This window comes from Streptomyces sp. SP17BM10 (genome assembly GCF_036322405.1).
GTDB lineage: Bacteria > Actinomycetota > Actinomycetes > Streptomycetales > Streptomycetaceae > Kitasatospora.
The window spans coordinates 156807-183680 of the sequence record NZ_JAQYXB010000642.1; the positions used below are offsets into that span (position 1 = coordinate 156807).

At 68.0% G+C, this 26874-nt stretch carries 20 protein-coding genes; 8 read left to right on the plus strand and 12 right to left on the minus strand.

The annotated features are described in order from the left end of the window. Window positions 1-17: 17 nt before the first annotated feature. The 4 genes from amcA to PUR71_RS28790 are packed head-to-tail and all read right to left on the minus strand — an operon-like array spanning window position 18 to window position 1962. Window positions 18-188, minus strand: coding sequence for a multiple cyclophane-containing RiPP AmcA (gene amcA / locus PUR71_RS28775; RefSeq protein ID WP_329930065.1), 171 nt, complete (start codon window positions 186-188; stop codon window positions 18-20). Further along, complete coding sequence (gene amcB, locus PUR71_RS28780) at window positions 185-1327, minus strand: cyclophane-forming radical SAM peptide maturase AmcB (protein WP_329930066.1); 1143 nt, start codon at window positions 1325-1327, stop codon at window positions 185-187. The genes amcA and amcB overlap by 4 nt, the downstream gene beginning before the upstream one ends. A 21-nt stretch (window positions 1328-1348) precedes the next feature. Next, the gene (locus PUR71_RS28785; protein WP_329930067.1) at window positions 1349-1537 is read right to left on the minus strand and encodes a hypothetical protein; all 189 of its coding nucleotides are present in this window, start codon (window positions 1535-1537) and stop codon (window positions 1349-1351) included. Beyond that, window positions 1534-1962, minus strand: coding sequence for an ATP-binding protein (locus PUR71_RS28790; protein ID WP_329930068.1), 429 nt, complete (start codon window positions 1960-1962; stop codon window positions 1534-1536). The genes PUR71_RS28785 and PUR71_RS28790 overlap by 4 nt, the downstream gene beginning before the upstream one ends. A gap of 480 nt (window positions 1963-2442) precedes the next feature. Between PUR71_RS28790 and PUR71_RS28795 the strand changes: the two genes are divergently transcribed. After that, entirely contained in the window at window positions 2443-3501 is a 1059-nt protein-coding gene (locus PUR71_RS28795) for a hypothetical protein (protein WP_329930069.1), read from the plus strand. Further along, a complete protein-coding gene (locus tag PUR71_RS28800) occupies window positions 3498-4040 on the plus strand; it encodes a GNAT family N-acetyltransferase (protein WP_329930070.1) in 543 nt (180 codons plus the stop codon). Before PUR71_RS28795 ends, PUR71_RS28800 begins: the two co-directional genes overlap by 4 nt. On the opposite strand, the gene PUR71_RS28805 is transcribed toward PUR71_RS28800, so the two are convergent. The 7 genes from PUR71_RS28805 to PUR71_RS28835 form a co-directional block, all read right to left on the minus strand. Further along, on the minus strand, window positions 4037-4936 hold the full coding sequence (locus tag PUR71_RS28805; RefSeq protein ID WP_329930071.1) for a hypothetical protein: 900 nt from the start codon (window positions 4934-4936) through the stop codon (window positions 4037-4039). The genes PUR71_RS28800 and PUR71_RS28805 overlap by 4 nt on opposite strands. Beyond that, a complete protein-coding gene (locus tag PUR71_RS28810; RefSeq protein ID WP_329930072.1) occupies window positions 4933-5517 on the minus strand; it encodes a DUF6932 family protein in 585 nt (194 codons plus the stop codon). The genes PUR71_RS28805 and PUR71_RS28810 overlap by 4 nt, the downstream gene beginning before the upstream one ends. A gap of 323 nt (window positions 5518-5840) precedes the next feature. Further along, window positions 5841-7580, minus strand: a complete 1740-nt coding sequence (locus tag PUR71_RS28815; RefSeq protein WP_329930073.1) for a relaxase/mobilization nuclease domain-containing protein — start codon at window positions 7578-7580, stop codon at window positions 5841-5843. Next, complete coding sequence (mobC, locus tag PUR71_RS28820) at window positions 7577-8239, minus strand: plasmid mobilization relaxosome protein MobC (RefSeq protein ID WP_329930074.1); 663 nt, start codon at window positions 8237-8239, stop codon at window positions 7577-7579. Before mobC ends, PUR71_RS28815 begins: the two co-directional genes overlap by 4 nt. 425 nt (window positions 8240-8664) lie before the next feature. Continuing rightward, window positions 8665-9474, minus strand: coding sequence for a DUF2637 domain-containing protein (locus tag PUR71_RS28825; protein WP_329930075.1), 810 nt, complete (start codon window positions 9472-9474; stop codon window positions 8665-8667). A gap of 466 nt (window positions 9475-9940) precedes the next feature. Next, a complete protein-coding gene (locus tag PUR71_RS28830) occupies window positions 9941-11266 on the minus strand; it encodes a DUF3631 domain-containing protein (protein WP_443077604.1) in 1326 nt (441 codons plus the stop codon). Window positions 11267-11569: 303 nt separating this feature from the next. Further along, the gene (locus PUR71_RS28835; protein ID WP_329930076.1) at window positions 11570-11821 is read right to left on the minus strand and encodes a hypothetical protein; all 252 of its coding nucleotides are present in this window, start codon (window positions 11819-11821) and stop codon (window positions 11570-11572) included. Window positions 11822-11921: 100 nt separating this feature from the next. Between PUR71_RS28835 and PUR71_RS28840 the strand changes: the two genes are divergently transcribed. From PUR71_RS28840 to PUR71_RS28865, 6 genes are all read left to right on the plus strand, one after another. Then, window positions 11922-12590, plus strand: coding sequence for a helix-turn-helix domain-containing protein (locus PUR71_RS28840; protein WP_329930077.1), 669 nt, complete (start codon window positions 11922-11924; stop codon window positions 12588-12590). After that, window positions 12587-14182, plus strand: a complete 1596-nt coding sequence (locus tag PUR71_RS28845) for a tyrosine-type recombinase/integrase (protein ID WP_329930078.1) — start codon at window positions 12587-12589, stop codon at window positions 14180-14182. Before PUR71_RS28840 ends, PUR71_RS28845 begins: the two co-directional genes overlap by 4 nt. A gap of 599 nt (window positions 14183-14781) precedes the next feature. Next, window positions 14782-18252 carry a helicase-related protein gene (locus PUR71_RS28850; RefSeq protein ID WP_329930079.1) on the plus strand — a complete coding sequence of 1157 codons (3471 nt, stop codon included), beginning with the start codon at window positions 14782-14784 and terminating at the stop codon, window positions 18250-18252. A 1-nt stretch (window position 18253) separates the two neighbouring features. Then, entirely contained in the window at window positions 18254-20962 is a 2709-nt protein-coding gene (locus PUR71_RS28855) for a DUF1156 domain-containing protein (protein WP_329930080.1), read from the plus strand. Between the two features lie 47 nt (window positions 20963-21009). Then, a complete protein-coding gene (locus PUR71_RS28860) occupies window positions 21010-23823 on the plus strand; it encodes an ATP-binding protein (protein WP_329930081.1) in 2814 nt (937 codons plus the stop codon). Window positions 23824-24080: 257 nt separating this feature from the next. Next, a complete protein-coding gene (locus tag PUR71_RS28865; RefSeq protein ID WP_329930082.1) occupies window positions 24081-25391 on the plus strand; it encodes an RNA-guided endonuclease InsQ/TnpB family protein in 1311 nt (436 codons plus the stop codon). Between the two features lie 76 nt (window positions 25392-25467). Here PUR71_RS28865 and PUR71_RS28870 read toward each other — a convergent pair whose 3' ends face one another. Continuing rightward, window positions 25468-26793 (minus strand): competence protein CoiA family protein, encoded by a 1326-nt coding sequence (locus tag PUR71_RS28870; protein ID WP_329930083.1) that lies wholly within the window; start codon window positions 26791-26793, stop codon window positions 25468-25470. Window positions 26794-26874 lie beyond the last annotated feature (81 nt).

Here is a 26874-nt window from a genome sequence, read left to right on the forward strand (position 1 = left end):
GGGTGGCTCAGGTGGCGCTACTTGCCCTTGTTCGACCAGTTGTCCCACGTCGGCCGGTTGTCGAACGACGATCCGGCGTTGTCCCAGGTGGGCCGGTTGTCGAACCCGGCGACGGCAATGGGCTGGCCGGCAGTGAGGTCGGCGACCACCGGGGCGTCGGTGGCGGCCAGCAGTTCAAGGACGGTCATGCGGCTTGCTCCTCTCGGACGGTATCGGACAGTGCGGTGATGAGGGCCTGCTTGGACACGCGGCAGTAGTTCGTCTCGGTGGTGTCCAGGCGGCCGTTCTCGAAGTAGCGATTGCCGGCCTGCGCTCCCCGGCAGAAGCCGAAGAACTCGCAGGTGGCCTCGCACTCGTCCAAGCCGGTCAGGAACTCGCGTACGTACCGAAGCTCGTGCGCGCGGTCCAGCATGGAGCCGATGCTCAGCTCCATGACGTTCCCGGCCCGGAAGTCCTCATATGCCGGATCGCCGATCCCGGCGAGCTCGGGCGAGAGCAGGACAACGTCCCCAGCAGAGGAGACCGTCGGTATCGGGTCGATCAGCAGCTCGTCCCACGCGGCCCCTCGGCCTGCGCGGGCGGCCCGCAGGTAGCTGCCGAGGCGGTCGACCTCGCGGATGGTCAGGCCACGATGCCGACGGGACCAGGCGATGGCCCGGCGCCAGAACTCACGGGCCTGTTCGACGGTCGGCCCCAAGCGGTCGGTGTTGACGCCCTCCAGCTCCTCCATGTTCAGACCGACCGTGTGGCAGCCGAGGTCAGCCATGAAGTCCAGCAGGCCCTCGGGGTCGCCGATGCTCTCGGCACTGACGACCGCAATCGTGGAGAACCGCACACCGTGCTCGCGCAGACACGCGATGCCCTTCATGATCCGGTCGAAGGCGGGACGTCCCGCCCAGTCGACGCGCTGGTGGTTGAGCGCGGCCGGCCCGTCGATGCTCACCCCGACCCGGAACCCGTAGTCGGTCAGGAATTCGCACCACGCCGGGGTGATCAGCACGGCGTTGGTTTGCACCGAGTGCTCGACCCGGCCGGCCTGCCGCAGTGGCTCGAACGGGGCCAGCAGTTCGGCGAACCGCCGACGGCCGATGGCCAGCGGCTCACCGGCGTGCCAGACGATCTCAACCGGTGTCGCCGAGATGGTGTCGGCGAATTCGGCGACCGACCGGGCCACGGCCTGGGCGACCTCGACGGGCATCGGTGTGCGCCGGTCGCGGTCGGGCAGGTAGCAGTAGGTGCACTTGAGGTTGCAGAAGCCGTCCGGCTGCGTGACTACCACCTTCGGGCGGCGGGCGATGCGGCTCCGGTAGCGGTCCAGGGTCTGCATCGTGCGGACTCCTTCGCAGTGTCAGATGGAGGGTGGCGGCGGCTCGGTGTCGGGGCTGGAGGCCGCGATCCGGGGCAGTGGGTTGCCTGTGAGCTGGTGGTCGGTCAGGGCGTTGAGCAGGCCGAGCACGACGAGGTGACCGGTGATCCAGACCGTCTGCAGGGCGGTACTGATCGGATCGCGCGCCGAGCCTCGGTGCTGGCCCCTCACGGTTTCCCGCCGACTCGAAGGTCGGCATGGACGATCTTGCCGAGGGGTTCCAGGGATGCTCCCCAGCAGCCGTGGGTGAGCTTGTGGACGAGTTCGAGCCCGCGGCCGGACTCGTCGCCGCTGCCCGCCTTGATCCGCACGGGCAGGACGCGGCAGCCGTCCGTCACCAGGATCCGCACCGAGGCGGCCGTCGTCCGGATGATCTGGAGTGTCATCGCCGTGTGGCAGCCGGTCTTCGCGGCGTTCGTGACCATCTCCGAGGCCGCGAGTACGGCGTCGTCGACCAGGTCGTCCAGACTCCACTCGGTCAGCATTGTCCGAACCAGCTTTCGGGCCTGCGACGCCGACTCCGGCCGGTAGGGCAGGTCGATGCTCGTCCCGGAGGCCGGTTCCTGTTCCTCCGGCGCGGTGATCGTGCCGGTCACGATGGCGCACCTGGGTTGGGCCGCGTGGTGGCCGGGGCTCGCCTGGGAAGACCAGAGGGGAACGGCATCGCGGACTCCAGGGGTGAGAGCAGGGATGTGTCGGTGCCGCCGCCGCGGGGGTTCCGGCGGCGGCCGCACACCAGTGAACGACCGCCAACGCCTGGGTGGTGAGGCAAAGTTCGGTGCGGCATGGCCCGGTACCAACCGGAAAACTTGACGGTCCCATTACCCGAAGCCCTGCACGCCAGGTGACAACGCGGCTACGTTGACCGCATGGTGGCAAACGTCGCTCTCCGCCGCAGGATGGCCGAACGCCGCATGACCAAGGCCGAGTTAGCGCGCGAAGTGAATGCCGAGATCAGGACCCTGACCGGGAAGCCGGGCACCGTATCAGAGCGCACGGTCCACAACTGGCTCACCGGCGTGACCCGGTGGCCACCGGGAAAGATCCGCGTCGCACTGGGTGCAGTATTCGACTGCATGCCCGAACAGCTCGGCTTCGCCCCCACGGGCCGGGCCCGCACCACACCGGAGGCAGACGTGAGGCGACGCGACTTCATAGCGGCCGCCGGCGGCACTGCCGTGGCCGCCCTCACCGGCACGGCTGCCGCCCCTGCACCGCGCCGCATCGGCGCCGCTGACATCCAACTGCTGGAGGCCCGCTTCGCCGAGGTCATCGCCAGCGACCACCGGCACGGCGGCCGGGTCAGCATCGAGGCCAAGGCGGTCGCCCTCGCGGACGAAGCACTCATCCTCCAGGAACACGGCATCGCGAGCCAGCGGATCCGCTCGGCCCTGTACGCGTGCGCGGCCTCCTTCATGTCGAGCGCGATGTGGGCGGCTATCGACGGCCGCCGCTTCGACGCCGCTCTCCAGCACCACCAGAAGGCCGCCTCCATCGCCGCGATGTCCGGCGACTCCGCCATCCAGTTCCGGATCTGGTCGCACGCCGGGAGCCTCTACCGTCACCTCGGCCGACCCGGCGACGCGCTCGCCGCCAACGACGTCGCCCGCGGCCTGCCGATCGCCCGCCGCGACCCGCTGTTCGCCTCCCTCGGCCATGCCCGGCACGCTGCCATCCACGGCCTGACTGGCGACACCAACGCCGTCCGACGCTCTCTCGGCCATGCGCAGGACGCCCTCGACCGCGCCGATGCCGCAGCGTCCCGACCCGTGTGGATCACCGCGTTCTACGACCAGGCCGAACTCGACTCCCTCGCCCTCGCCGCCCACCTCGCCGCCGGCAACTGGGAAGACGCCGAAGCCCACGCCCACCGCAGCATGGCGCTTCGCCGCGGGGCAATGCAACGCTCCCACGCGATCACCACCGTCCGCCTCGCCCACGCCCAACTCGGCCAGGGCGACTTCGAACCCGCCGTCGCCACCGCCATGTCGGTGTCGGCCGAGGTCTCCACTCACCCCCGGGTCACCGGCATGCTGACCGCCTTCGGCACCAAGCTGACCACCGTGGCCGCCGACAGCGGCCCAGCCCTGACCTGGACCGAGTACGCCCACGACACCTGGAGGACCACCGCGTGACCGTCGAGCTCCGCCACCACACCAATCTCACCCCTGAGATCCGCCAGGACCTGCTGGACGTCTACGCGGACGTCCGCGCTCCGCTGCTGCACCTGGCGAACTACCGCGTCGAGGCGTTCGCCGAGAGGCTCGACCGGCATGCCACCGAACCCGGCTTCGAGGCCGTCATCGCGTACGACGGCGAGACGGCCATCGGATACGCCTACGGGAACACGCTCACGGCCGACGACCGGTACTGGAAGCGCATGGCCGAACCACTGCCCGACGGCTTCACCGAAGTCAGCACCCTGGTGATCAAGGAGATCGGCCTCCGCATCCCATGGCGGGGCACCGGCACCGCGCGGCGCATCCATGACGAACTCCTGGCCGGCCGCACCGAGGAGCGCGTCACCCTGATGGTCAACCCCCTCGCCGGCGACGGCAAAGTCCAGGCGCTGTACGAGTCCTGGGGGTACGAGGCCGTCAACAGCCAGCAACCCTCCCCCGAGTCGCCTCGCCTCACCGCCATGCTCCTGGCTCGGAGCTACGTATGGCCTTAGAGGAGCTTCGGATGTTCCTCAAGCATGCCCAGGAATTGATAGGTCGTGGATTTTGTGCGGTTCACCGAATCGACGGACTGGGTCTTCTTGACCCGGAACGTGACGTTGTCACCCAAAGCAAGACGCATCCTTACAAGCACGGAAGGGTCTTCGAACTTAACGTCGAACGCCTGAGCCCGAGGGGAGGTGCCAGACTTTACCTTCACCACGCCAGCTTGCTTTAGCTCGGTAATGTGGCCGGAGACCGTGATCTCCTCCGTGGCAGGGCGCACTGTCCGCAGCCGAGCCGCGTAGTCGCAACCACGGCGCGTGAGAGCTGCCGAACGGACCTGACCATCCGATCGTAGCCACGTCAGGTCCATTTGGATCCCGAACTTGTCGAGTGCATCGGTTACGTGGTCTAGATAGCTGAGCAGGGTGGCGAGGTGCCCGACGTCTCCCTCGTCTTCCAAAGCTCGAACCAGGGCAAGAAGCTCGGTCATGCCGTAGTCCTGTACAGCCTCGACCGGAAGCGCATCCCCCGCATCGTTCTCAACCGCCCGCTTTGGGACAGGACGGACATGCAGCACTGTGCTGCCCTTGGAGAGGCCGACCAGCTTAAGGGTCACCACCTGGTTCGCGGCTGCCGAGACCGAATCTTGGAGTGGCTTGAGAAGTGCGTCTCCCATGTCGAAGTCCAGCGACCCCTGTACCGCATCGGTGCCGCTGAACCTGATCCGTAGCTCATTGTCGAGCGTCGCCTCCTGGTCGTAGAGCCGGTGGATCTCGAGAGTAGCGACTCGTAGGTCGGACTCGATCTCGTCACTGGAGCGGTCGTCGACGCCGGCAGCAGCAACCTCTTCCTGGGCTTCGACACGGTGCTGCTGCAGGACTCGCGCGCGCCAGGCTGTGCTCACAGTGTCACCTCCAGATAGCCGCGTACTGGTACCGCCGACTCGACCGTTGGGCGAGGATCTGCCGGAGGCTCCAGGCGACGGCGCTGCCACCAATCGTCCCAGCGGCCGCGGTCGCGGAAGTACTCCTGATCTACTGCACTATGTTCGTCCGGTCGAAAAACTGTTGCTACACGCCGATACCCCACACGAAGCGGCGTAACGCCGTACTCCGTTTGTATGCTCTTCCAGCTCTTGAAGGCCTTCGTGAGCCATCCCGCGCCTTCCTTCCCGCGCAAGGCATCCTCGACCTCCACGTCCATGAAGAACGTGGCGTCGATGTTGCGGGGATCCAGTTTGGCACTCACATAGCTGCCACCCAGCCAGACGCAGTGGATGAGTGGCGGTTGCCCTTCGAGCACATCGCGATGGATCTCCTCCAAGGCCAGAAAGCGCGCGAGGAAGCGCTCGAACCCATCCCAGAGTTGCCCGCGGGTGCCGGAGTCACGGAAACAAGGTGCGTCCACGAGGCAGTCCCGCGCCTCCTCGATGTCCATCTGATGACGACCGCGCACCAGATGTCCCTGGTCATCGAAGTGCAGCAAGCCCGGCCCCCTTGAGATGAGACGCTGGGACGCTAGCGCAGAGTCGGAGCCATGATGTCCCGATCGGCGCAAAGTTCATCAAGATGAGACGATGAGATCGGCCGTTCGGCTGACACGTCTGGCAAGGCGAGACCCGCCGGACCTTCGCATCGCAGCCTGCTGGGTCTTGGCAGATGAGGCCACGACGAAGCTCTTCGTCGGGCACCAGTTTGTCCATGACCATATCAACCTCGCCCGGAGGCCATTTGGGCCCTTGTGGAGGTGGGGCTGCCAAGGGTACCCGGGTAGGTGCCCGGGAGTGGTCGAGCACGCGCGGGCCGGGCTCATCGGATTCGACTGGCCGTGGTGCCAGCGGATGCGGTGGGTGGGATTGTCGGGTCGGTGGGGGTGGCGCCCAGGCCGAGGGCGTTCGCGGCGGGTGAGCGGCGGCGGGCAGCCTCTGCGGCCAGGTTGCGCTCGGGGTTGCGGCTGGTGTGCTGGATGCGGCCGAGGAGGACCTTGGCGGGCAGGCGGGCGGTGGTGAGTTCGCGGCGGGCGGCGGCCTCTTGGAGGAGCTCTCGGGGCTGGTGGCCGAGGGCCTTGGCGTCGGCAAGGACGGTGGCCAGGGCAGGCCAGTTGCGGTCGACAAGGATGCGCTGGGCGTGGTCGGGGACGGCGGAACGGACGTCGCCGGCGAGGGTGTTGGCGATCTCCTTGGCCGGTTGGCGGTGGGTGAGGGCGGCGAGGTGGTCGGCAGCGGCGTGGTCGTAGGCGGCCTGCAGGTGCTGGACGGCCTGCTGGGCGGCCTGCGCCTGCTGGGCGTGGCCGCGCGCCTGGTGCCATCGGCCGGTGAGGATCGCCGCCCATACGAGGGCCGCGATCATGACGGCGAGCGCGCTGCCGTCGGGCCCGTCACCGGCGTAGGTGATGTCGCGGACGGCCTGGCGAAGACCGGCGGCGGCCTGGTGGTCGGCGCGCACCTGGGAGCGCTGGGCGCGGGCGAATGCCCGGGTGGCGGCTCGCAGTTCAGCCCGCAGTTCCTGGGGAGCCTGCTGGGCGGTGGCGTTGATGATGTCGCCCAGCGCGGTGATCTGCGCCTGCGCCAACGCGCCGTCCCCGTTGTTCCCGCTGGCGGTCTCGTCGGTCAGGTGCTGGTGGACAGTGTCGAGGGCGTCGGTGGTGCGCTGCCAGCTGGTGGTGGGCCGGTCGCGCCGGGCGGTGGGGTGCTCCTCCGGAGTGCCGGCCGTGAGACGGGACCGGAGCTTGGGCAGGGAGAGGTCGGGGGCGAGCTTCCCACCAGGTATGTAGATCTGCTCGCCCTTGGCGTTGGTGTCACCAGGCCGTCCGACGGCGTATCCCTGGAGGTCTCCGGAGGGCAGCCGACGGGGCTTGACCTCGACGCCGTCGGCCTGCAGGTAGGCGAGGAGTTCCTCCACGTCGGCGGCGTGGGGGATGGCATCGCGGACGCGGTCCCGGAGCCAGTCGCGGCTGGTCTGCTGCCAGCCGAGGCGGTCGGCCTTGTGCATCTCGGCCTGGGTGGGGCGGCGCTCGCCGGTGCGGTCGCCGGCGGGGACCTGGTGGAGGCCGAGTTCCTTCTCGATCTTCCGGGCTTCGGCCTGGGCGCGCTTGCCGCTGCCATGGAGCTTGGGTCGGCGGCCGTCCTCGCGGACGGTGGTGGCGAGGATGTGGATGTGGTCGTCGGCGTGGCGTACGGCGATCCAGCGGCAGCCGTGCGGGTCGCGGTCGGGGGCGATGCCGGCGGCGTGGACGATGCGGCGGGCGATCTCGCCCCATTCGGCGTCGGAGAGGTAGCGGTCGCCAGGGGCTGCGCGGACGGGGCAGTGCCAGACGTGGTCGGTGACCTTCTTGCCGAAACTGCTGTTGCGCAGGTTGACCGGCTCGTCGAGGATCCGGGCGAGCTGGGTGAGGGTGGCGCTCTGGTCGCGGCCTGGATCGCGCAAGCCGAGCGGGCTGAAGGAGGCGACGATGTGCGGGTCGAGGTGCTCGTCGTGCCGGCCGGGCCCGTAGAGGTAGGCGAGCAGTCCGCGGGTGTTGCCGCCGGAGGCCTTGATGGAGGGGATCACGCTGCGATGTCTCCTTCCGGGGTGTGGTGGGTGGTGGGGATGAGCAGGGCTTCTGCGATGGCGAGGAGCAGGTTCTCCAGGCGGATGAGGCGGTCGCGGCTGTCGGGTTCGAGGCGGTCGTCGCGGTGGAGCACGTGGACCATCTGGTTGATGTTGTTGCCAATGGCATTGATCTCCGCGCGGATTTCGGCCCGGAACTCCTGTAGGGCGAGGCGGTCGGTGTGCAGGGGCAGGTCGACGGTGAACTCGCCCCGGATGAACGCGAGCGCAATGTCGCCGAGATATCCGGAGATCGTGTCCTTGTAGCCGTGGCGCTCGGCGGCGTCCTTCAGCTCGATGAGCTCCGCTTCGGTGAAGCCGACCGGGCCGACCCGCTCTGTGCGGCGGGTTCCGGTGGGCTTCCGGATCTTGCCGGTGGGCATCGGCTGGGCGCCGTCGGGAGCGTTCAGTTTCGGGACGTCAAGGGCGGCGGTGTTCTCGTGCAGGAACGCGGCGCGGGCGGCGCGAACGCTCTCGTCGTCGGTGGCGGCGGGCGTTGGCGCGGCGTTCTGGTCGGCGCGGGCGCGGGCGAGGATGTCGAGCTGCAGGGCGTCGAGTTCGTCCGGACCGAGGGCCACTGCCTGGCCTGGCGCGCCCTCGCGCCGGGCCTCCTCCGCCACCCCTGGGGCGGAGCTTCCCAGTCCGGCGCGAAGTGTCGGAGACTGGGTACAACTGGCTCCGCCAGGAGCAGAGTTACCGAACACGTGGAGCAGGCGGTTGATCAGCCTACCGCCCTTGGTGCCCTTCTCGGGACCGGTGCGGGCGGGAGCGCGGCGGGGCTGAGGGTCGGGCAAGGAGTCCTCCGGATTTCCTGTCGGGGCGGGCGGGTGTAGGCGCGAGGTGCGTGCGGCATGTGGGGTGATGGTCGGGTAGGACGTCCGGTTTGGCGATGTCGGACATCCGGTGTAGAAGGCGGGGGTTTCGGGACTTCCGGTGTCCCCGCTGCGGGCATGCGGGGTGCCGGTGATCACCAGCGTGGAAGAGAGGTCGGCTCGCCCGTTCCGGCAGCGACCGAAGCAGGCGAGCCGCGATGATCGGCGGGGCGTCAGGCGGCCGAGAGGCTGGCCTGCGCATCTGTTTGCCGGGTAGCCTGCTCGTCCTTGAAGCGCTGGGTCAGCTTGCCGAGGCGGTCGCTGGCGATCGGTATGCCAGCCTCGCGTAGGGCCGTCTTGATCACGGCCTGGGTGGGGCCGTGCTCTTCGACGGCTGGGCGGACGATCTCCGCCAGTTCGTCCATCGAGGCGGCGGGCCTGCGTCCGGTGCGCTTGGTCCCCACCACCGGTTCCGGGTCGCTGGACTGGACGTCGTCGTCGGGGGCGGCGTCCGGCCCATCGTCGAGCGGGTCGTCCTGGTCCGTTTCCGTGAGCAGAGCAGGCTCGGCCGCCGGGGAAGCCGTGGTGGGCTCGAGGTCTTCGTGGAGCATGGGCGCGGCCTCGGCGGGCTGCAGCTCGGTGGCGACGGTGGTCGCCGTGGTGTTGTGGGCGAGGAGGGTGCCGCCGAAGAAGGCGAGGGCAGGCCATCCGGCGACCAGGATCCGCAGCCAGTCCGGGACATGGGCGAGGTCGAGGAGTCCGGCGGTGGCAATGTTCGCGCCGAGCGAGGCGGTCAGGGCGATGGCGAACCAGGTCCAGGCGGTGCCGGCGGGGCAGCCGGTGGTGCGCAGGGTCCGCATGCGGTGCCAGGCGGCGACGAGCAGCAGGTCGACCGAGATGGGGTAGGCCCAGGCTTTCCAGCTGTATTGTCCGGCAGCTTCGGCGATGTCGTGGAGGTGGGCGAAGGACAGGGCACCGGCGATGGCGGCCTGGACGAGGACGGCGTCCGGGCGGGGCGTGCGGCGTGGGTTGGCGATGGTCATGCGGAAGGTGGTCCTCGCGGGTCGAGTGGTGGTGGGTCGCGGGATTGCCGTCTTTGCCGTCTTGCCGTCTTGGCGCTGCAGGACAGGCCCCCAGGCTGGGGCCGTAGCGGCTGGCCAGGGGCGTCACAGGGGCGGCGGCGTTCAGGCGCGGGACGGTGCGCGCATCCGTCTTGGGGGCGTATCCGTCTCGGCGGCATGGCCCGTGACCTGGAGTTTTACGGCAGGGACGGCTGGGACGGCACAAGACGGATGTGTTTCCCGTCCCGCCCCCGGGCCCGCCGCTCACGTCCCGGGTGGGGGCGGTGGCGAGCGCTGGCCGGAGTGGACGGCTGCCGTCTTGGCGTGGGCCTGATCCGTCTTGGCGTGGGCCTGATCCGTCTTGGGGCGCTGTTCCGTCTCGGCGGCAGGTGCAGTGACCTGCGGTGTTACGGCTGGGACGGCAGGGACGGCACTTCGGGGAGGGTCGTCAGCCTCTGCTGCCCGCTCCGGTGGCGGTCACGGGGTGGACGGCGGGGCAGTAGCGCCGCCAGGCGTCGAGGAACTTGTGGCGCAGGTAGCCCTTGCGCTGGGTTCCGTCGGGCATGCGGACGTTGCCGGAGGAAATGCCGAACTCACGGAGCATCGCGCCGAGGCCGCGCGGGGTCAGCCCGCCCCGGCCGGCCTCGGCCCAGGGAGCCTCGGGGTCGCCGTTGAGGGTGAAGAGCAGCTGGTCGGTGGCGATACTGTCCGGCTCCCCGGCGGCGTGGAAGATCCGGCGGATATCGGCGAGGATCCGCGCGCCGCCGGGGTTGTCCTCCTCGGTCCGGACCTCGGCGTCGACCATCCGCTTGCACGCCTGCCGGGCTAGGCGAGGCCAGGGGCCTCCGGCGAGGTCGGCGGTGATCACCAGGGGTTCCCAGGTGTCGGCAGCGCGGTCCTCCACCGGCATGGCCGGTTCCAAGTGCAGGGCCTGGTCGGCGAGCGGGGCCATCCAGCGGGCGATCCGGTCCCGGATCTCCTGGAGCGCGGGTTGATCGCGCCTGGTGCGGTACGGCGAGACGCGCTCGCCCTCGGCCCGGCGGCGCATTCGAATTACGATCGAGCGGTCCATGATCGTGTCGGGGAGGTCGCCGATCCCCGCGATGGCCGCCATCGCGAAGGTGTGGAACTTGCGCGGAGTGTGGTCGTTGCCGACCACCCGTAGCACGTAGCGGTCGCGCTGGTGCCCGGCGTTGAGCAGGCCGCGCATCTCCTCGTTCTTCTCAGCCATCTTCGGGCTGCCGAAGATGGTGTCCGCCTCGTCCACCAGCAGGGTGGGCGGCACCTCGGTGATCGAGCGGAAGACCGCAGCCGGGGTGGAATTCACCGTCAGGACCGGCTGGTGGACCGTCTCGGAGAGCACGTCGAGCAGGCGGGACTTGCCGCAGCGCTTCGCCGGTCCGACGACCGCCAGGCGCGGGGCGTGCTGCCACGAGCCCTGCAGGTGCGTCGCGGCGACCCATAGCGTCGCCGCATCCAGAGCCGCCTCGGAGGGCAGGATCACGAACTTGGCGATCACAGCCTTCAGCTGCGCGAGCGCCTCGGAGCCCTCGGTCGCCTCGGCGTCCGGCATCAGGTCGATCTCGTTCAGGACCGTGGGCGCAGCAGGCTCCGCCTCGTCGTGGACCTGTCCACAGTCTGTGGACAGGTCCACGGCCTGCGGTCCCGGCACGTAGGCACCGGGCTCGCCCGGCCTGGCGACGGGTGGCCAGCCAGCGCCGGCCGGCACTGCGGCAGGGGCGGCCACATCGGGCTGATGGGACGTAGACTCCATGCTGAAGCTCCAGACTGGGGCGCGGGACCTGATCCGTCGCGCGCCACCGATGAAGGTCGCGGGTAAGGACTTCGCCTGGCCCTCGGTGTTCCAGCACCGGGGGCCTTCGTGCGTCCAGGGACGGGTGGGCGCGGGGAGCCGCGCCCACCCAACTCGGAAGGATTACCTGCCCGTTGGTGGCAGGGCCTCGGCGGCCGGGGCCGCCGAGGGACCACGAACCTACGCACACCTGCCGGGAAGATCCACTCCGGGCGGGCAAGTACGCCCATGGCAGACAGGCTTGTAGATCGAGCTCTCTCCACGTCAAGCTGCATCAGCCGCCGCGGCTCCCCCGGCCGTCGCGTCGATGCCGAGCAGCCGCAGGAGATCCGCCGTGATCACGCGGTACTTCTTGCCCAGCCGCAGGACCCGGCAGGGGTAGGCGCCGAGGCGGGCCAGCTCGTAGCCCTTACTGCGCCCCAAGCCGATGGCGCGGTTCGCGGTATCGAGGTCGATGGCCGCCGGGAGTGCAAGCAGCTCAGCCCGGCCCATTCCATGCACCGCTGCCGACGTCATATCAGTTCGCACATGAACTCCAAATCTGAGATCTCCCCGGGAGGGGGCGGCGGCGGAGTGCCGCAGCGGATAAGAGCTTGGCAGTAGCTATTGTGTCGATATGACACACGGCCGCTATGCAGACTGGTCCGCCGTCGACGAGGACGTGCTCGACTGGCACGACCAGATCACCAAGGACGTGATCGAAGCGATCACCCGCACAAGGAAAGACCTGGAAATGACCGCGCAGGAGCTGGCCGACGAGACCCGGCGCCTGGGCCACGAGGTGCCCAGGAACGTGATCGCGAACTGGGAGTCCGGCCGGCGAAAGACGATCACGATTCCGGAGCTCATCGTGGTAGCCGAGGCCCTAGACGTCGCACCCGCCGACCTGGTCTTCTCACCTGCCCTCGGCGGCCATGTCAACTACCTGCCCGGGAAGGACATCGGCCGCTGGTCGGCCTTCAGCCGCTTCACCGGAGAGCACCCGCACTCACCCGGAACATTCGATCTCTACCTCCTCCGCGAGCACGCCCGAATCTGGCAGGAGCTGCAGCGCGAACATCACGACGCGTTCCAGCTGGAATTCAACTTCGACCGGGAGAACTGGTCACCCGGGTCGGAGGAGAAGCGCACCGCTTTCATCGATTCCGTCCGTCTTCGGCTTCAGCCCGTCAGAGCAAGAATGCGCGAGACGGGCTGCGAGGTACCCGACCTCGCGCCGAGCCTCAAGTTCCTGAACGCCGAACTCCCACCACTCAAAACCGATTTCGACCTGGAGGACGAATGAAGGGTTCCACCTACCACCGCTGTTACTGCCGCGACGCCGAGACCGGTAGGCCGCTCGGCAAGGCGTGCCCGAAGCTCGGCAGCCGGAAGCACGGCTCCTACTCCATACGCCAGGAGCTGCCCAACGCCGAAGACGGCATGCGCCGTTCGTTCAACCGCGCCGGCTACGGGACGCTGAAGGAGGCACAGGCCGACCTCGACCACGTTCGCGGTCTGCTCGCCCTCGGCAAGGAGGATCCCGACGACCTGGCCCTGGTCGCCGAGCTCCTGGTGAATGTCGCCGATGAGAAGGCCCAGCTGCCCGACATCGAGGAGACCCGCAACCGCCTGAAGGCCGGTCAGGATCTGTCCAGCCGCGTCACCGTCGGCGAGTGGCTCGATACCTGGTTGGCTGGCAAGAAGATCCGCAAGTCCGGCATCACCCGCTACGAGTGTGACGTGCGGGTCCACCTCAAGCCCCGCATCGGGCACATCCGCGTCGACCGGCTGCGGGTGAGCACGCTCGCCGAGATGTTCACGGCCATCGCCGACGCCAACGAGGAAATCCTGGAGAACAACGCCCTGCGGCACGCGCTGAAGGCCGAGCTCGCCACGGTACCGATCAAGGGCGTGGAGAACCGCGCCCGCCGCAAGGCTCTGCGCGCCGAACTCGCCGAGATGCCGCCCTTCCGGCGGACGACCGGCGCGGCCACCCGCCAGCGCATCCGGGCCACGCTCCGGACCGCCCTGAACGCCGCGATCCCCGAGGGCCTGATCACCCTCAACCCGGCCGCCCACGTCAAGCTCGACCCGGCCACCAAGCCCAAGGGTCTGGTGTGGACACCCGAGCGGGTCGCGCAGTGGCGGGAGACCGGCGTGAAGCCCTCCCCCGTGATGGTCTGGACGCCGCAACAGACCGGCGCGTTCCTCGATTTCGTCGCTGACGACCGCCTGTACGCGATGTGGCACGTGATCGCCTTCCGCGGTCTTCGCCGAGGCGAGGCGTGCGGGCAGCTGTGGTCCGAGACCAACCTCGACGACAGCTCGCTGACCGTGACGACCCAGCTCGTGCAGGACGGCTGGGAGGTCGAGGAGTCCGACCCCAAGACCGACGGGAGCTTCCGGACCGTGGCGCTGGACGACGACACGGTGGCCGTCATGCGGCGCCACCGCGAGCGGCAGCAGAAGGAGCGGAACGACTGGGGGCCTGCCTGGAAGAACACCGGCCGGGTCTTCACCAACGAGGACGGGTCCTGGCTCCACCCCGGCAAGGTCACCGAGATGTTCGCGCGACTGATCGCCGCATCCGGGCTGCCGCCGATCCGCCTGCACGACCTCCGCCACGGCGCGGCCACGCTCGCCCTCGCCGGCGGGGTCGACATGAAGGTGGTGTCCGAGATGCTCGGCCACTCCTCCATCAAGATCACGTCGGACACCTACACCAGCGTCCTGCCCGAGATCGCCAAGGGTGCGGCCGAGGCTGCCGCGAAGCTCGTCCCCCTCCAGCGGAAGACGGAGGCCGAAGCTCGCGCCAAGGCTGCCGCCGAAGCGGAGAAGGCCAAGCGGAAGGCCGCGAAGAAGGCGAAGACCAAGGCCAAGAAGGCCAAGGGCTAACCCAAGATCAACAGCCGCGCTCACGCATCGCTCACGCAAGCGATCTTGTAGGGCGTCGCTGACGCCTGCTCACACGTCAAGGAATGGCAAAAGGCCCAGGTCATGGGCTATATGACCTGGGCCTTCACTGAGCCGCCTGCGGGATTCGAACCCGCGACCTACGCATTACGAGACCACGAGCGTTCATGATGCCCGGTTCCGGCTCGTGCTCCAGGGTACCGTTTTGCCTGATCAGAGCACGTGCGGCTCGTCGCCCCGTCCATCCTGTGTTACCTCGTCCAGAGGCGTCCGGCCGCACACCGGCCGCACATGGCCACACCGAGGCGACCGATTCGGCCAACACGCGACATGTAGGCACTCCACAACCGACACCAATGGAGTGGATCAGCACCGCCCGCGCGGCGTCTCCCGAACCATGTACAGCCTTCCTCACGCGGGCGATTCACCTTGGTCCAACAGCTCGTGCCGGAGCGAGTCAGCACGGTACTCGCTGAACACCGCCAACTGACCGCAAGCACCGGCGTAGCGCGAGCCCGCTGAATTGTCGGCGCGATCCGATACGTTGGAACCGTCAGTGGGGAGTGTCGGGAGGATCGACCGTGGGTGACCTGCAGGAGCGTGCCAAGAACCGCCTGATCATGCTGGATGGGCACTTCGCGCATCCCGTGAGGGTCGAGCACGTCGAGGAGATCGGCTCGGACGTCTACCTGGTTCGGGTCCGGCACGCGAACGGCGCCCCAGACGAGACTCAGGTTTTCGAGGCCGAACTGGAAGCGGCTCTGGCACAGTCTGCGGTGCAGCCGGCACTGGTCAGCTCCCAGGACCTCTTCCTCTGGGTTGAGTCTCAGCGCATCCGGCTCGCCTTCGCCCACGATCCCCTCTTTGCTGTGTCCATGAGCGGCGTCCGGGGGCTGCCTCACCAGATCGAAGCCGTCTACCGCCACATGCTGCCGCAGCCCCGGCTGCGCTTCGTTCTTGCGGATGACCCGGGCGCGGGCAAGACGATCATGGCGGGTCTGCTGCTCAAGGAGTTGAAGCTCCGTGGTGTCGTCGAGCGCGTGCTGATCCTCTGCCCGGCACCGCTCACCACGCAGTGGCAGGACGAGATGCTGGACAAGTTCGACGAGCAGTTCGAGGTGGTGAGCGGAGAGCAGGTACGCCACCAGGTGGGACGCAGCCCCTGGGAGCGCTACCCCTTGATCGTGAGCAGTCTCGACTTCGCCAAGCGCGATGACGTCCGCGATGACCTCCTGCGAAACCAGTGGGACCTTGTGATCGTGGACGAGGCGCACAAGGCGTCCGCGTTCACCAAGCGGGGGCAAGACGAGCGAGTCGTCAAGACCAAGCGCTACTCCGTTGTGGAGGGCGTGGCGCAGCAGGCTGACCGGCTTCTCCTGCTGACGGCGACGCCCCACTCAGGAGACGAGGACAGGTTCACCCGCTTCCTCGGCCTGCTCGACCCCGATCAGTTCTCCACAGCGGATCTGGTAAAGAAGCAGATCGCCAACGACGACAACCCCTACTTCCTTCGCCGCCAGAAGGAAGATCTCGTCGATGAGCACAATGGGGCGCTCTTCGTCGAGCGCCACGTACGCACCCAGCCTTTCCAGCTCTCGCCCGCGGAGTACGAGCTTTATTTGAGCGTCACCCAGTACGTCAATACCTACCTTGGGGCGAGCGGCGGCTCTCGCGGAAACGCGGTGGCACTCGCCCGTACCGTGCTCCAGCGACGGTTGGCATCCAGCCTCGGAGCAATTCGATCATCGCTCGCAAAGCGCGCGAACCGGCTGGAAGAACTGGCTGAGCAGCTCGCCGGGATGCGCCCGGCCGACCGCAATCGCCGCCTGGCGGCGCTGGGCCGAATTCCGGCGGACAGCGACTTCGACGACGTCGAGGCCGAGTCGGATGATATCGACGAGACTGTCGACGACCTGCTGGCCACTGAGGTCAGCAGCGCAGGACAGATTTCACAGTTGCGCGTTGAGGTGGCCGAGCTGCGCAAGCTCGTCGCGCATGCCGACCGCGTGCGTTCCCAGGGAGAAGAGCGAAAGCTCGCTGCCCTTCGCGACTGCCTGGAGCGGGCCGAATTCCAGGAGCTGCGGGACGGCCGCGGGAAGCTGCTGATCTTCACCGAGCACAGGGACACGCTGGAGTATCTGCGGCAGCACTTGGAGGAGTGGGGTTACGACGTTTGCACTATCCACGGAGGCCATCCGCCGGCGGAGCGCAAGCGTATCCAGCATGACTTCCGGCAGAACAAGCAGATCTGCATCGCCACTGAAGCGGCTGGCGAAGGAATCAACCTTCAGTTCTGCCACTTGATGATCAACTACGACCTGCCGTGGAATCCCGTTCGCCTTGAGCAGCGTATGGGCCGCGTTCACCGGATCGGTCAGAGTGCCGACTGCTGGATCTTCAACTTCTGCGCCACCAACACGGTGGAAGGTGAGCTCCTGGAGAGGCTGCACGCCCGCCTGGAGGCCATGCGCCAGGACCTCAACGGCCGCGTCTACGACGTTATCGGCGAACTGTTGACGATCAACGGTATCGACTTCGAGCGCCTCGTAAAGGAGACGCTCGCAAATCCGACTCGCGCAAACCGCGATGCGGCAGTGGCGGAGATCAACCGCCTTGACTCGGAGAAGCTGGCCGAGTATGAGGAAGCCACCGGAATCGCTCTCGCCAAGAAGTATGTCGACATCGAGTGGGTCCGGGGACAGAATTTCCTGTCCGATGAGCGCCGCCTCATGCCGGAGTACGTCGAAGAATTCTTCCTGCGGGCCGCAGGCCGACAGCACCTCCGGGTAGAGCGGCGCGCTGACCAGCTGCTGCGGGTCGAGCACGTTCCGGCGGCTCTCCGCAGCGATGACCTCCTCTCGGTGCGGCACCGCGGGCGCCCCGCTGCCGACTACCGCAAGCTCACGTTCCGCAAGGAACAGCGCGACCGAGTTGAGCATGAAGACGCGACTCTCTGCTCCCCAGGCCACCCTCTCTTCGCGGCCCTCGCCGAGTCGCTCGAGCGAGACCTGACGGCCGAAGGCGTGCCCCAGGGCGCAGCCGTGTTCATCGATCCGGGCACCGCAGCACCGTATTTCGTGCACCTGTTCTCGTACCAGATCGTCGGCGAGGACCTGCACGGCTCCCCGGAGCAGGTCTTCTCCGAGGTTGTGGCAGTGATAGAGGACCACGATGGCCTCCACCGAGGCCCAGCGGACGTTCTGCACACGCTCACGCCATCTGCTGGTGACAACGCGGAGCCGCCCTCTCCCGACCAGATCAAGCTGGCCACCGACTGGCTGCGGGTCAAGGTGCAGCTTCCCCGCACCTCCACCGAGCGGACCAACCGCTTGGAACACGCCAGACTTCGAGCCACCTACCTGAACGAGGCGATGGCCGCCCAGAAGCGCCGCCTGGAGGATCGCTGGGTCTCATACAACTCGAAGATCGACGCCGGCGACGACTCGTACCGCCTTCTGCGCGACAACACGGACCGGCAGCTCAAGGAGCTCGGCCACCGACGTGCGTCGAAGCTGGAGTCGCTCAACCGCCTCGGCGTCGTCCGGCCGGGCAAGGTGACTCACCTCGGCACGGCAGCCGTGCTCCCGCCTGCGGCCCCAGACGATCCGGACGTCGATGTCATGCGGCCGAGCAAGGCCGTCGAGGACGCCGCCGTGGCCGTAGCGATGGAGTTCGAGCGCGAGGCAGGGTGGACCCCTGAGTACGTTGGGGATCTGCGGGATGGCTCGGGCTTCGACATCCGCTCCACTAGGACTCTGCCTGACGGATCCAGTGAGGTGCGTCGCATCGAGGTCAAGGGCCGAGGCGTTCCGGCCGGCGACGTGGGCCTGTACCGTACAGAGTGGTATGCCGCCCAGCGCTGGGGAGCGGGGTTCTGGCTCTACGTCGTCTACAGCGCGACGTCGAGGCCGAATCTGCTGCGCGTCCAGGACCCCTACCACACGCTTCCCAACGTCGCTGCCATCAGGCAAATCACCGGGTATCGGGTGCCGGGCGCTAGTATCCGAGCTCACGCGGTCGGCAACACAGAGACCGTGGGGCGAGAGGACTAGCGTGCGCGACAGCAGTGAAAAGCGGCTCATCGAAGACGTCATCCCGATCGACGTCATCAGCCGCACCAGCGCGAGCGAGAAGGTCGGAGGGCGCGTCGGACACCCGGCGTCCCTCCACCTCTGGTGGGCCCGCCGGCCTCTCGCGGCCTCTCGTGCTGCCGTCTACGCCGCTCTCGTGCCCGCGGCCGGGCGGACCCGGTCCGTTGACGAGCTCTCCGACTTCTTCGACGCCCTCTGCACCTGGGGCGGCCCGGCGCAGCCCATCGAGACCGCCCGAGAAGAGGTCCTTGCGGCGAATGGCGGCGAAGCCCCGAAGGTAGTCGATCTCTTTTCCGGCGGGGGCGCCATCCCGCTGGAGGCACTGCGGCTCGGGTGCGAAGTAACTGCCAATGAGCTGAACCCTGTCGCGCATCTCATTGAGCGGATGCTCATGGAGTACCCGCAGAGCTATCCCGGACTCGGCGACGACATTCGCCGATGGGGAACCGCCTGGGTCGACGAGGCGTGGACGGCACTGTCAGACCTGTACCCGGCGGTCGATAGCGGTACTGGTCAGACGATGATCGGCGCTACCGACACTGATAAGCGCCTTCCTCTCGCCTACATCTGGACCCGGGCGGTCCGCTGCCCGAACCCGGCCACTCCTGAGCATGACGCTCACCTTCTCCGTCAGACATGGCTCGGCCGGAAGAAGGGGCGCTATATCGCTCTGAAGCCAGTCGCTGACCGCGCCACGTGGTCCCTGCGCTACGAGGTTGTGGAGGCCACCACCGAGGAAGGTCTCGGTTTCGATCCCGCAGAAGGATCACGCGGCGGAGAAGTGACCTGCCGCATTTGCGGCGCTCCGGTTGAGAGCCGGTATGTAAAGGAAGAGGCCCGTGCCGGTCGCATGACCACGGCACCGCTGACTGCCCTGGCACTCAAGCCTTCGGGCCGCGGTCGCGACTACCTTCCGGTAGGGGAATATGACCTCCCCGACGATGCCGAATGCATGAAGCGGTTGGCGGAATTGCCGATCGACCCGCTCGATGAGCCGCTTCCCGGGACGATGCGAATCACCGGCGGAACCTGCATGGTGTACGGATTCTCGCACTATCGAGATCTGTTCACTCCGCGCCAGCTTCTCGCCCTGAGCACTCTTGCCGTTGGCATCCGTAAGGTGCATGACGCGGCTCGCGAGAGCGGAATGGATGAGGGGCGCGCTGCAGCTGTTGCCACGGCCTTGGCCATGGCTCTGAACCGAGTAGCCGACCGACTGTCGAACTTGTGCCGCCTGGACACCAAGAATGAGGGCGGAACCAACACTTTTGCACGGCAGGCCCTACCTATGGTCTGGGACTTCTACGAGGCAAACCCCTTCGCTGGCGCCTCCGGCGACGTGCGCAAGTACCTCAAGGAGACGGCCAACCTCGTTGACCGGCTGGCGACCATTCGGAATCCTGCCAAGTGTGTCCGCGGCTCTGCAGCCGCCCTGCCTCTTCCGAACGACTCACAGGACGCCGTCGTTACCGACCCGCCCTACTACGACAACATCTCCTACGCGGACCTTTCGGACTTCTTCTACGTCTGGCTGAAGCGATCGGTCGGGTTCCTTTACCCGACCGACCTTGGCGGGGAACTCACTCCCAAGAGGAGTGAGGCGGTCGTCGCGGCATACCGCCACGCGGGAAGTAAGGACGCGGCGCGTCAGCATTACGAGACGCTGATGGAGCAGGCATTCCGTGAGGCGCATCGGGTCCTGAAGCCAGGAGCTCCCCTGGTCTGCGTATACGCGCACAAGACCACCTCCGGCTGGTCAAGCCTTGTGGAGGCACTGCGCGTAGCGGGCTTTACGATCACTGAGGCGTGGCCCCTCGATACCGAGATGCCCGAGAGGGCGGTTGGTCGGGGCACGGCTAGCCTGGCGTCGTCCATCTTCCTTGTGGCTCGGAAGCGCAACCCGAACGCCGGGGTGGGCAGCGAGGGCGAGGTCATGGCCGAGCTCAACGACATCATCAAGGAGCGGTTGGAGAGGCTGGAGAACCTCGGCATCACCGGTGCCGATCTCGTCATCGCGACCGTGGGTGCCGGCCTCCGGGCCCTGACGCGCTTCGAGCGAGTCGAGCAGGACAACGGAGACGTCCTGCCTGCGGAACGCTTCCTGGAGATGGTGCAGACCCGGGTCCTCGACGCGATCTTCGGGTCGCTCGCCGGTGTCGACCCAGTGACCCGCTACTACGTCGCCGCCCAGTACTCCTACGGCTATGGCCAGGTGCCCTTCGACGAGGCCAACAACCTGGCGAGAATGACCGGAGCGGACCTCGACAGTCCCAACGGTCTGACGAACGGCGTAAACCCGCATGTGTCGAAGGCGAAGTCTGCCGTGATCCTTCGGGACTTCGAGGACCGGGGCCACGACGAGCGGCTGGGCCAGCCGAACGTGGACGGCGGAGGAACGATGCCGCTGATCGAGCTCTCCCCGCCGACCGCCGCGCCCCTCATCGACGTGGCGCACGGAGTGCTCTGGAGGGCCGAGCACAAGCCGGCCGACGTCCGCCCCTACCTGCTGTCGGTGAATGTCGACGTGATGAGGCTCCAGCAGCTCATCCAGGCGCTTGCTGGTCGAGCGCTGCGCTCAACCGCCAATGAGGCTAAGAGTCGTGAGGCAAGTGCCGCTGAGCGACTGCTAGTTTCATGGCGAAGCATCATTGGGGAACAGGGACTGATCTAGCGTGACAAACGTCGCCACGCACACAGAGATCGAGGGGGAGTAACGCCGTGAGCTCCGGGTACCGGCTGGCACCGTGGACAGACGTCGCCCGCCCGCACGAGGATGTAGCCGCCGGCGTGCTGGACATGGGCACGTACGCGGCCAACCTGGCCGGCGTGTTCCGTGGTCGGCCGGGCATCGCCCCCGTCTACACCGACGCTGGCAAGTTCTACGAGGCGACTTACCTGACGGCCAAGATGAGCGAGCTGCTCAACGACGTCATGGAGGTCCTTGCGGGCGGTCAGGGGTCGCATGTCCTTCAGCTCCGCACGCCGTTCGGCGGGGGCAAAACGCACAGCCTCGTAGCCCTGCTGCACCTGGTTCGCGACCGGCAGGCCGCCATCTCCGCCTGCTCAGCGCTCAAGGACATCGCAGACCCCGGGGACGTTCAGGTTGCCGTCCTGTCGGGCGAGGAGCTTGATCCCCTGTCTCCGATGAAGGCAACAGGGATCGAGACTTCCACGCTGTGGGGCGAACTGGGCGCACAGCTCGGGCGCTACGAGCTGGTGGCTGAGCATGACCGCGCAGGCTCCGCGCCTGGCGGCGACACCCTGCGCCGCGTACTCGGAGACGGGCCGACTCTCGTCCTGCTCGACGAGGTGCTGGTGTTCGTCGAGAAGGCGATGGCCATTCCCCGGGGTGAGTCCACCGCGGGCCGCCAGGCCATGCTCTTTGTCCAGGCACTGACCGAGGCGATCAGCTCCCACCCGAAGGCCGTCATGGTCTACAGCCTTCAGGCAAGCGTTGGTGAGGCTGTCGGTGCCGAGGGGCTCCTCAGCGACCTTGACAAGCTGGTTGCCCGCGTGGACGCGAAGCGCGAGCCTGTCGCTGATGACGAGGTTCTGCGCGTGGTGCAGCGGCGCCTGCTCGCCGAGATCGGCGATGAGACGGTCCATGGAGAGGTCGCGCGCGCATACGCTCAGCTCCTGCGGAAACAACTCCTTGCCACGGCGGAGACCAGCGACGGCCGACGTGAAGCAGAAGTCGCCGCCGACAACCTTGAGAAGCGGATTCTCGCTGCCTACCCGTTCCACCCCGACCTGCTCGACCTCATGTATCACCGCTGGGGCTCACTCCCCTCCTACCAGCGGACCCGCGGAGCACTGCAGTTCCTCGCCGCCGTGGTGCACGTCCTGTGGCGTAACGGCGCCAAGAGCCCCCTGATCGGTCCTGGAGACATCGACTTCACCGACGAGCAGGTTCGCGGCGCCTTCTTCTCGCAGGTCGGAGAGCGGGAGCGGTTCACTGCCGTGCTCTCCAGTGACATCACCTCCTCGGGATCCGGTGCCGCCACCGTAGACCGGCGCCTGGGCGCCGACAGCCCGACGATCTCGCAGCTTGCAGTGGGCACGCGTGTCGCGAGTGCAGTCATGCTCTACAGCTTCGGGGCGCGCGAGGGCGAGGACCGCGGTGTCCTCGAATCTGACCTCGTCCGCGGCGTCCTGGTGCCGGGCCTCGACCGCAACGTTGTCCTCGCGGCACTGCACGACTTGCGCGAGGAGGAGCTCTACCTCCACTACACCGGCCGCCGGTACCGATTCGAGCCCACGCCAAACCTGACCAAGCTCGTTAGGGACGAGGCGAACAAGCTTACGTCGCAAGAGGTTCTTGCTGACGTCCGGTCTGAGCTTGAGCTGCAGCTGAGGGGAAGCCTCGGCGTCTCTCTCTGGCCTGACGGCCCTGGTGGCATCGCTGACGAGCAGCCCCTGTTCACCGTTTGCTATCTCCACCCGGACTGGTCTGAGGACCGCGAGCCTCTCGGGAAGTTCGTTGAGCAGGCGGGCAAGGCTGGGGCGCGGCGGTATCGAAACGGCGTTGCCTTCGTGCTGCCCGACAACGCCCAGTTCGACCGGGCGCGCCACGCCATTCGGCTGCGCTTGGCTGCCGACAAGCTGCTGACAAAGGCCGCGAAGTACGGCTTCAGCCCGGAGCAGATCGACGAGCTGCGCGAGAAGTCAGGGAATGCTCGGCGGGATGCCTCCGCGGCCCTGGGCATGGCCTACAGCGCCGTCGCGGTGCCGGCTCGACCTCGGGCTGGCGACAACGCCCCGTACTCCCTCGAGACCTTCGATCTGCGGACGATGCTGGCCGCGGGCAGGGCTCTCCACGAGCGGGTCGTCGAAGCCCTGAGCCAGCGGGTCTTTAGCTCGGTGACTGCGTCCAAGCTTGTGGCGCTGTCCGGCCTCGGGCCCGACCGGAAGATCGTGAGGTGCTCTGAACTCGTCGACTGGTTCTACAGCTACTACGAGTTCACCAAGCTCTGGAAGAAGCAGGCGATTGCGACCGCCGTTGCAAACGCAGTGGCCTCCTCGGAGCTCGGCTACGTGGTTGGCCTCTCGGAGGAGCAGGGATCGCTGCGCCCCCGCGACTCGCGGCAGATTCGCCTCGGCGAGCGAGTTCCTGCCGATGAGATCGATCTTTCCGATGACTCGGCGATCCTGTGGCATGACTACGCGCGGGAGCTCATGCAGGAGGTATTTCCCTCCCCAGGGGAGCCCGCGGCTGAACCCACGCCCAAGCCGCAAGCCACTGCTGGCGCTGGGGCCGGCCCCAGTTCTGTCTCGACCACCACCCAGCCGACTCCGCCGGCGCCTCCTGCCCCCGCCGACGTGGTGCGGAACGTCGATATCCGCGCGAAGGTCGATAAGTCCGGGATCGGCGACCTCTATCGCTCGCTCGCCTGGCTTCGCGAGCAGCCGGGCGCAGTTGACGTCGAGATTCATATTTCTGCTGAGGGCCCGTTTGATCGGATCGCCTTCCGGAACGGCCTGGTTGAGCCGATCGAGGAGAGCGATCCCAACGCCGAGGTCCGAGCAGACTGAGAACGTCGTTCTACTCTGCGCCTACTGGCCCCGCAAGGGCACCCGAAGCACCGCTCTGCCTAGCGGGGCCAGTATTGCGCCACCCAACTGGCGCAGGTCAGGGTCTCATTACGGTGGCATCTGAGCCTTGTGGGCCGCTGGTGCTCGGCGTTGTCCGGCGCGCAAATGAGCGTCACCCATAGGAGTGACAAGAAGACGTAGCGGCCCCGGAGGGCGGTGGCGCTCGGTAGCTTCGGGACCCGGTGAGAGGAGGGCGGGTGCTGACCGGGCGGAGGTACCGGCTGGAACTCAGCGTCGAGCAGGCCATGCTGGCCGAGACGTTCGGTTCGATCTGTCGCACGGTTTGGAACGTCGGGCTGGAGCAACAGCGGGAGTACCGGCGCCATGGCCGGTCGATCGGCTATGTCGAGCAGTGTCGACAGATGGCGGAGGCGAAGGCCGACTTCCCGTGGTTTGCCGAGGCGCCGTCGCACGTCCTTCAGCAGGTGCTTCGGGACCTGGAGGGCGCCTGCCGGCGGCACGGCCCGTTCCGGGTTCGGTGGCGTTCGCAGCGTCGCTGGGCTCCGTCGATGCGGTTCCCGGACGGCAAGTTGATCCGGGTGGAGCGGGTCTCCCGCAATGTGGGCCGGGCGCGGTTGCCGAAGCTGGGCTGGGTCCGGTTCCGCTGGTCGCGCCCGCTGGGCGGGGAGGTCCGCGCCGCCACCGTCTCCCGCGATGGCGGGAAGTGGTACATCGCGTTCAGGGTGGATACGCCGGAGAAGGAGACGACCGTCTCGCTGGAGCGCGGCCGGGTGGGCATCGATCGCGGTGTCGTGCAGGCGGTGGTGACCAGCGACGGGCGGATGTTCGACCGGGCCTTCATGACGCCGGGCGAGACCGAACGGCATCGTCGGCTGTCCCGGCAGCTGCAGCGTCGGCGTACCGGCTCGGCACGGTGGCACGCGACCGCGGACGCCATCGTCGTTCTCCAGGCTCGGGTTCGCCGCCGGCGCGCCGACTTCAACGCCAAGACCGCCCGGAACCTGGTGACCGGCTGCGCGTTGCTGGTCCTGGAGGACCTGAACGTGCGGGCGATGACCGCCTCGGCCGCCGGCACCGCCGAGCGGCCGGGCACCGGGGTGGCGCGCAAGCGTGGCCTGAACCGATCGATCCGCGACAAGGGCTGGTTCGCTCTGGAGCTGGCCTGCCGCAGCGCGGCGCGCACGACCGGCACGGTCATCAGGAAGGTGAACCCCGCCTACACCAGTCAGACCTGCCCGCGGTGCAGGAACGTGGACAAGAATTCGCGCGAGAGCCAAGCCGTCTTCGCGTGCACGTCCTGCGGGTACCGCGAGCACGCCGACGTTGTGGGCGCGAAGAACACTCTGGCCGCCGGGCTCGGCGGTTACAGGACGTGGAGACCTCCAGTCGTTGGGCGGGTCTGTGAAGCGTCAACCGCCCGGGAGCGGCCAGCTGCGAGGCTGCCCCGCCCCCGGGAGTCCTCGGAGGCCGTCGGGCCGACGAGGAGGAGGCCAAGCAAGGGTGTGTTGGACTCCCGGCGGCATCCGGGGCAGTTGCCGCTGTGGTGACCCGGGCGACGCGTACCGCCGGCCGTTGGCCGGAGGTGGGTCGCTTCGGTCGCTTCGCGCAGGAGCGGGCGGGGCTCTACATGCGGTCCAGGCCCATCATCCGGTTTACGGCCTGCTCGACGGTGAGGCTGCCTGCCTGCTGGAGCGGCACCTGCGCCGTCGCCATGGGGTCGGGCGCGATGACCTCGATGCGTTGGCCGGGGCCCGCCTGGGCAGCGATGCGTTGGCGTTCGCGTTCCGTGGCGGCGATGAGTATAAGCGGAGCGAGGCGGCCCCGAAGCTGGGCGACGCGGCCGGCGACGGGGCAGATGACCGCGTAGGGATGGCCCTGGACGAACACGGGCACGCCCATGGCGAAGTCACCGGTGCCGCTGTCCGCGACGGTCGGGTAGTGCCCGGCCTCCTGGTAGACGAACTCGACCACCGGCTTGAGGAGCGCCTTCTGCCGCTGCAGCAGGGCGGCGATCGCCGCTTGGTGGTCCTGTTCCGCGGCGTTCTGGGCCTCGGCGCGGCGACGGGATGCCTCGACCTTGATCGCGATGGCCCGCTGGCGTACCGCCTCGGCCTGGACCTGCGCTTCTTCCTGGTCGAAGTAGGCGCGGGTAATCCACCGCCACCTTCCCTTGGGGCCGCGCCCGCTGGCCCGCAGCCAGTGCGGGCGGGCGCTGTTCATGCAGATCGCGGCAACGAAGCGGTTCAGGGCGAAGGGCTCGGCGGTCTCCCACTTGCCGTGGCCGCCGCACGGCAGCGGGCCGTCAACGCCGGCGCCGCACTCCCCGCACTCGCACAGCTCGCAGTCGTCTCGGTTCTCGCACCATTCAGGGGTGAAGCGGGCTGCCCCGGCGGTGACCTGGACGGAACCGCCATCGTCGGGTCGGGCGATCTGGACGGAGGGCACGGCATCCAGCCACGGTACGGTCTTGCGGTCGGTGAACCAGCACACCTCGATCCCGTCCGTCCGGTAGCGGTCGGTGCGCGCCTCGATGTCGGTGATGGCGATCGCCGCCATTTGGGCTTCCAGGGCCACGCGGCGCTTCCCGTCCGGGGAGGTGGCCAGCACGTCCGCCCGCCAGGAGCCGTCCGGCGCGGGGACCTCGAACTCGGCGCTCCAGCCGGCCGCGCGGGCGTGGTGGGCCAGGTCGAGCTTGAGGAGGTGGTGTTGCAGGCCCTCGCCGGCGGCCTTCGCCTCGCAATGGGGCGCGTTGTTGGCGTGGCGCAGGAACCACAGCTCGTAGGCGCCGTGGGTCCGGTGGACCAGGTGCAGCCGCCACTCGCATTCGTAACAGGTCAGCGGCGCGGGCTTCTTGGTCTTGTAGATGCTCTCGCGGTCTTGGCTGCAGCCGAGGTCGGCCTGGGTGACGTCGACGCGGCCCCACTGGCCGTGGACTCCGACGAAGACCATCGCTCGTTCCTTCCCAGTAGAGGGGCCCGGCGAGAGAGCCTGCATCAGAGCCAGATGCCCGGACGGATAGTCAGGCCCGGT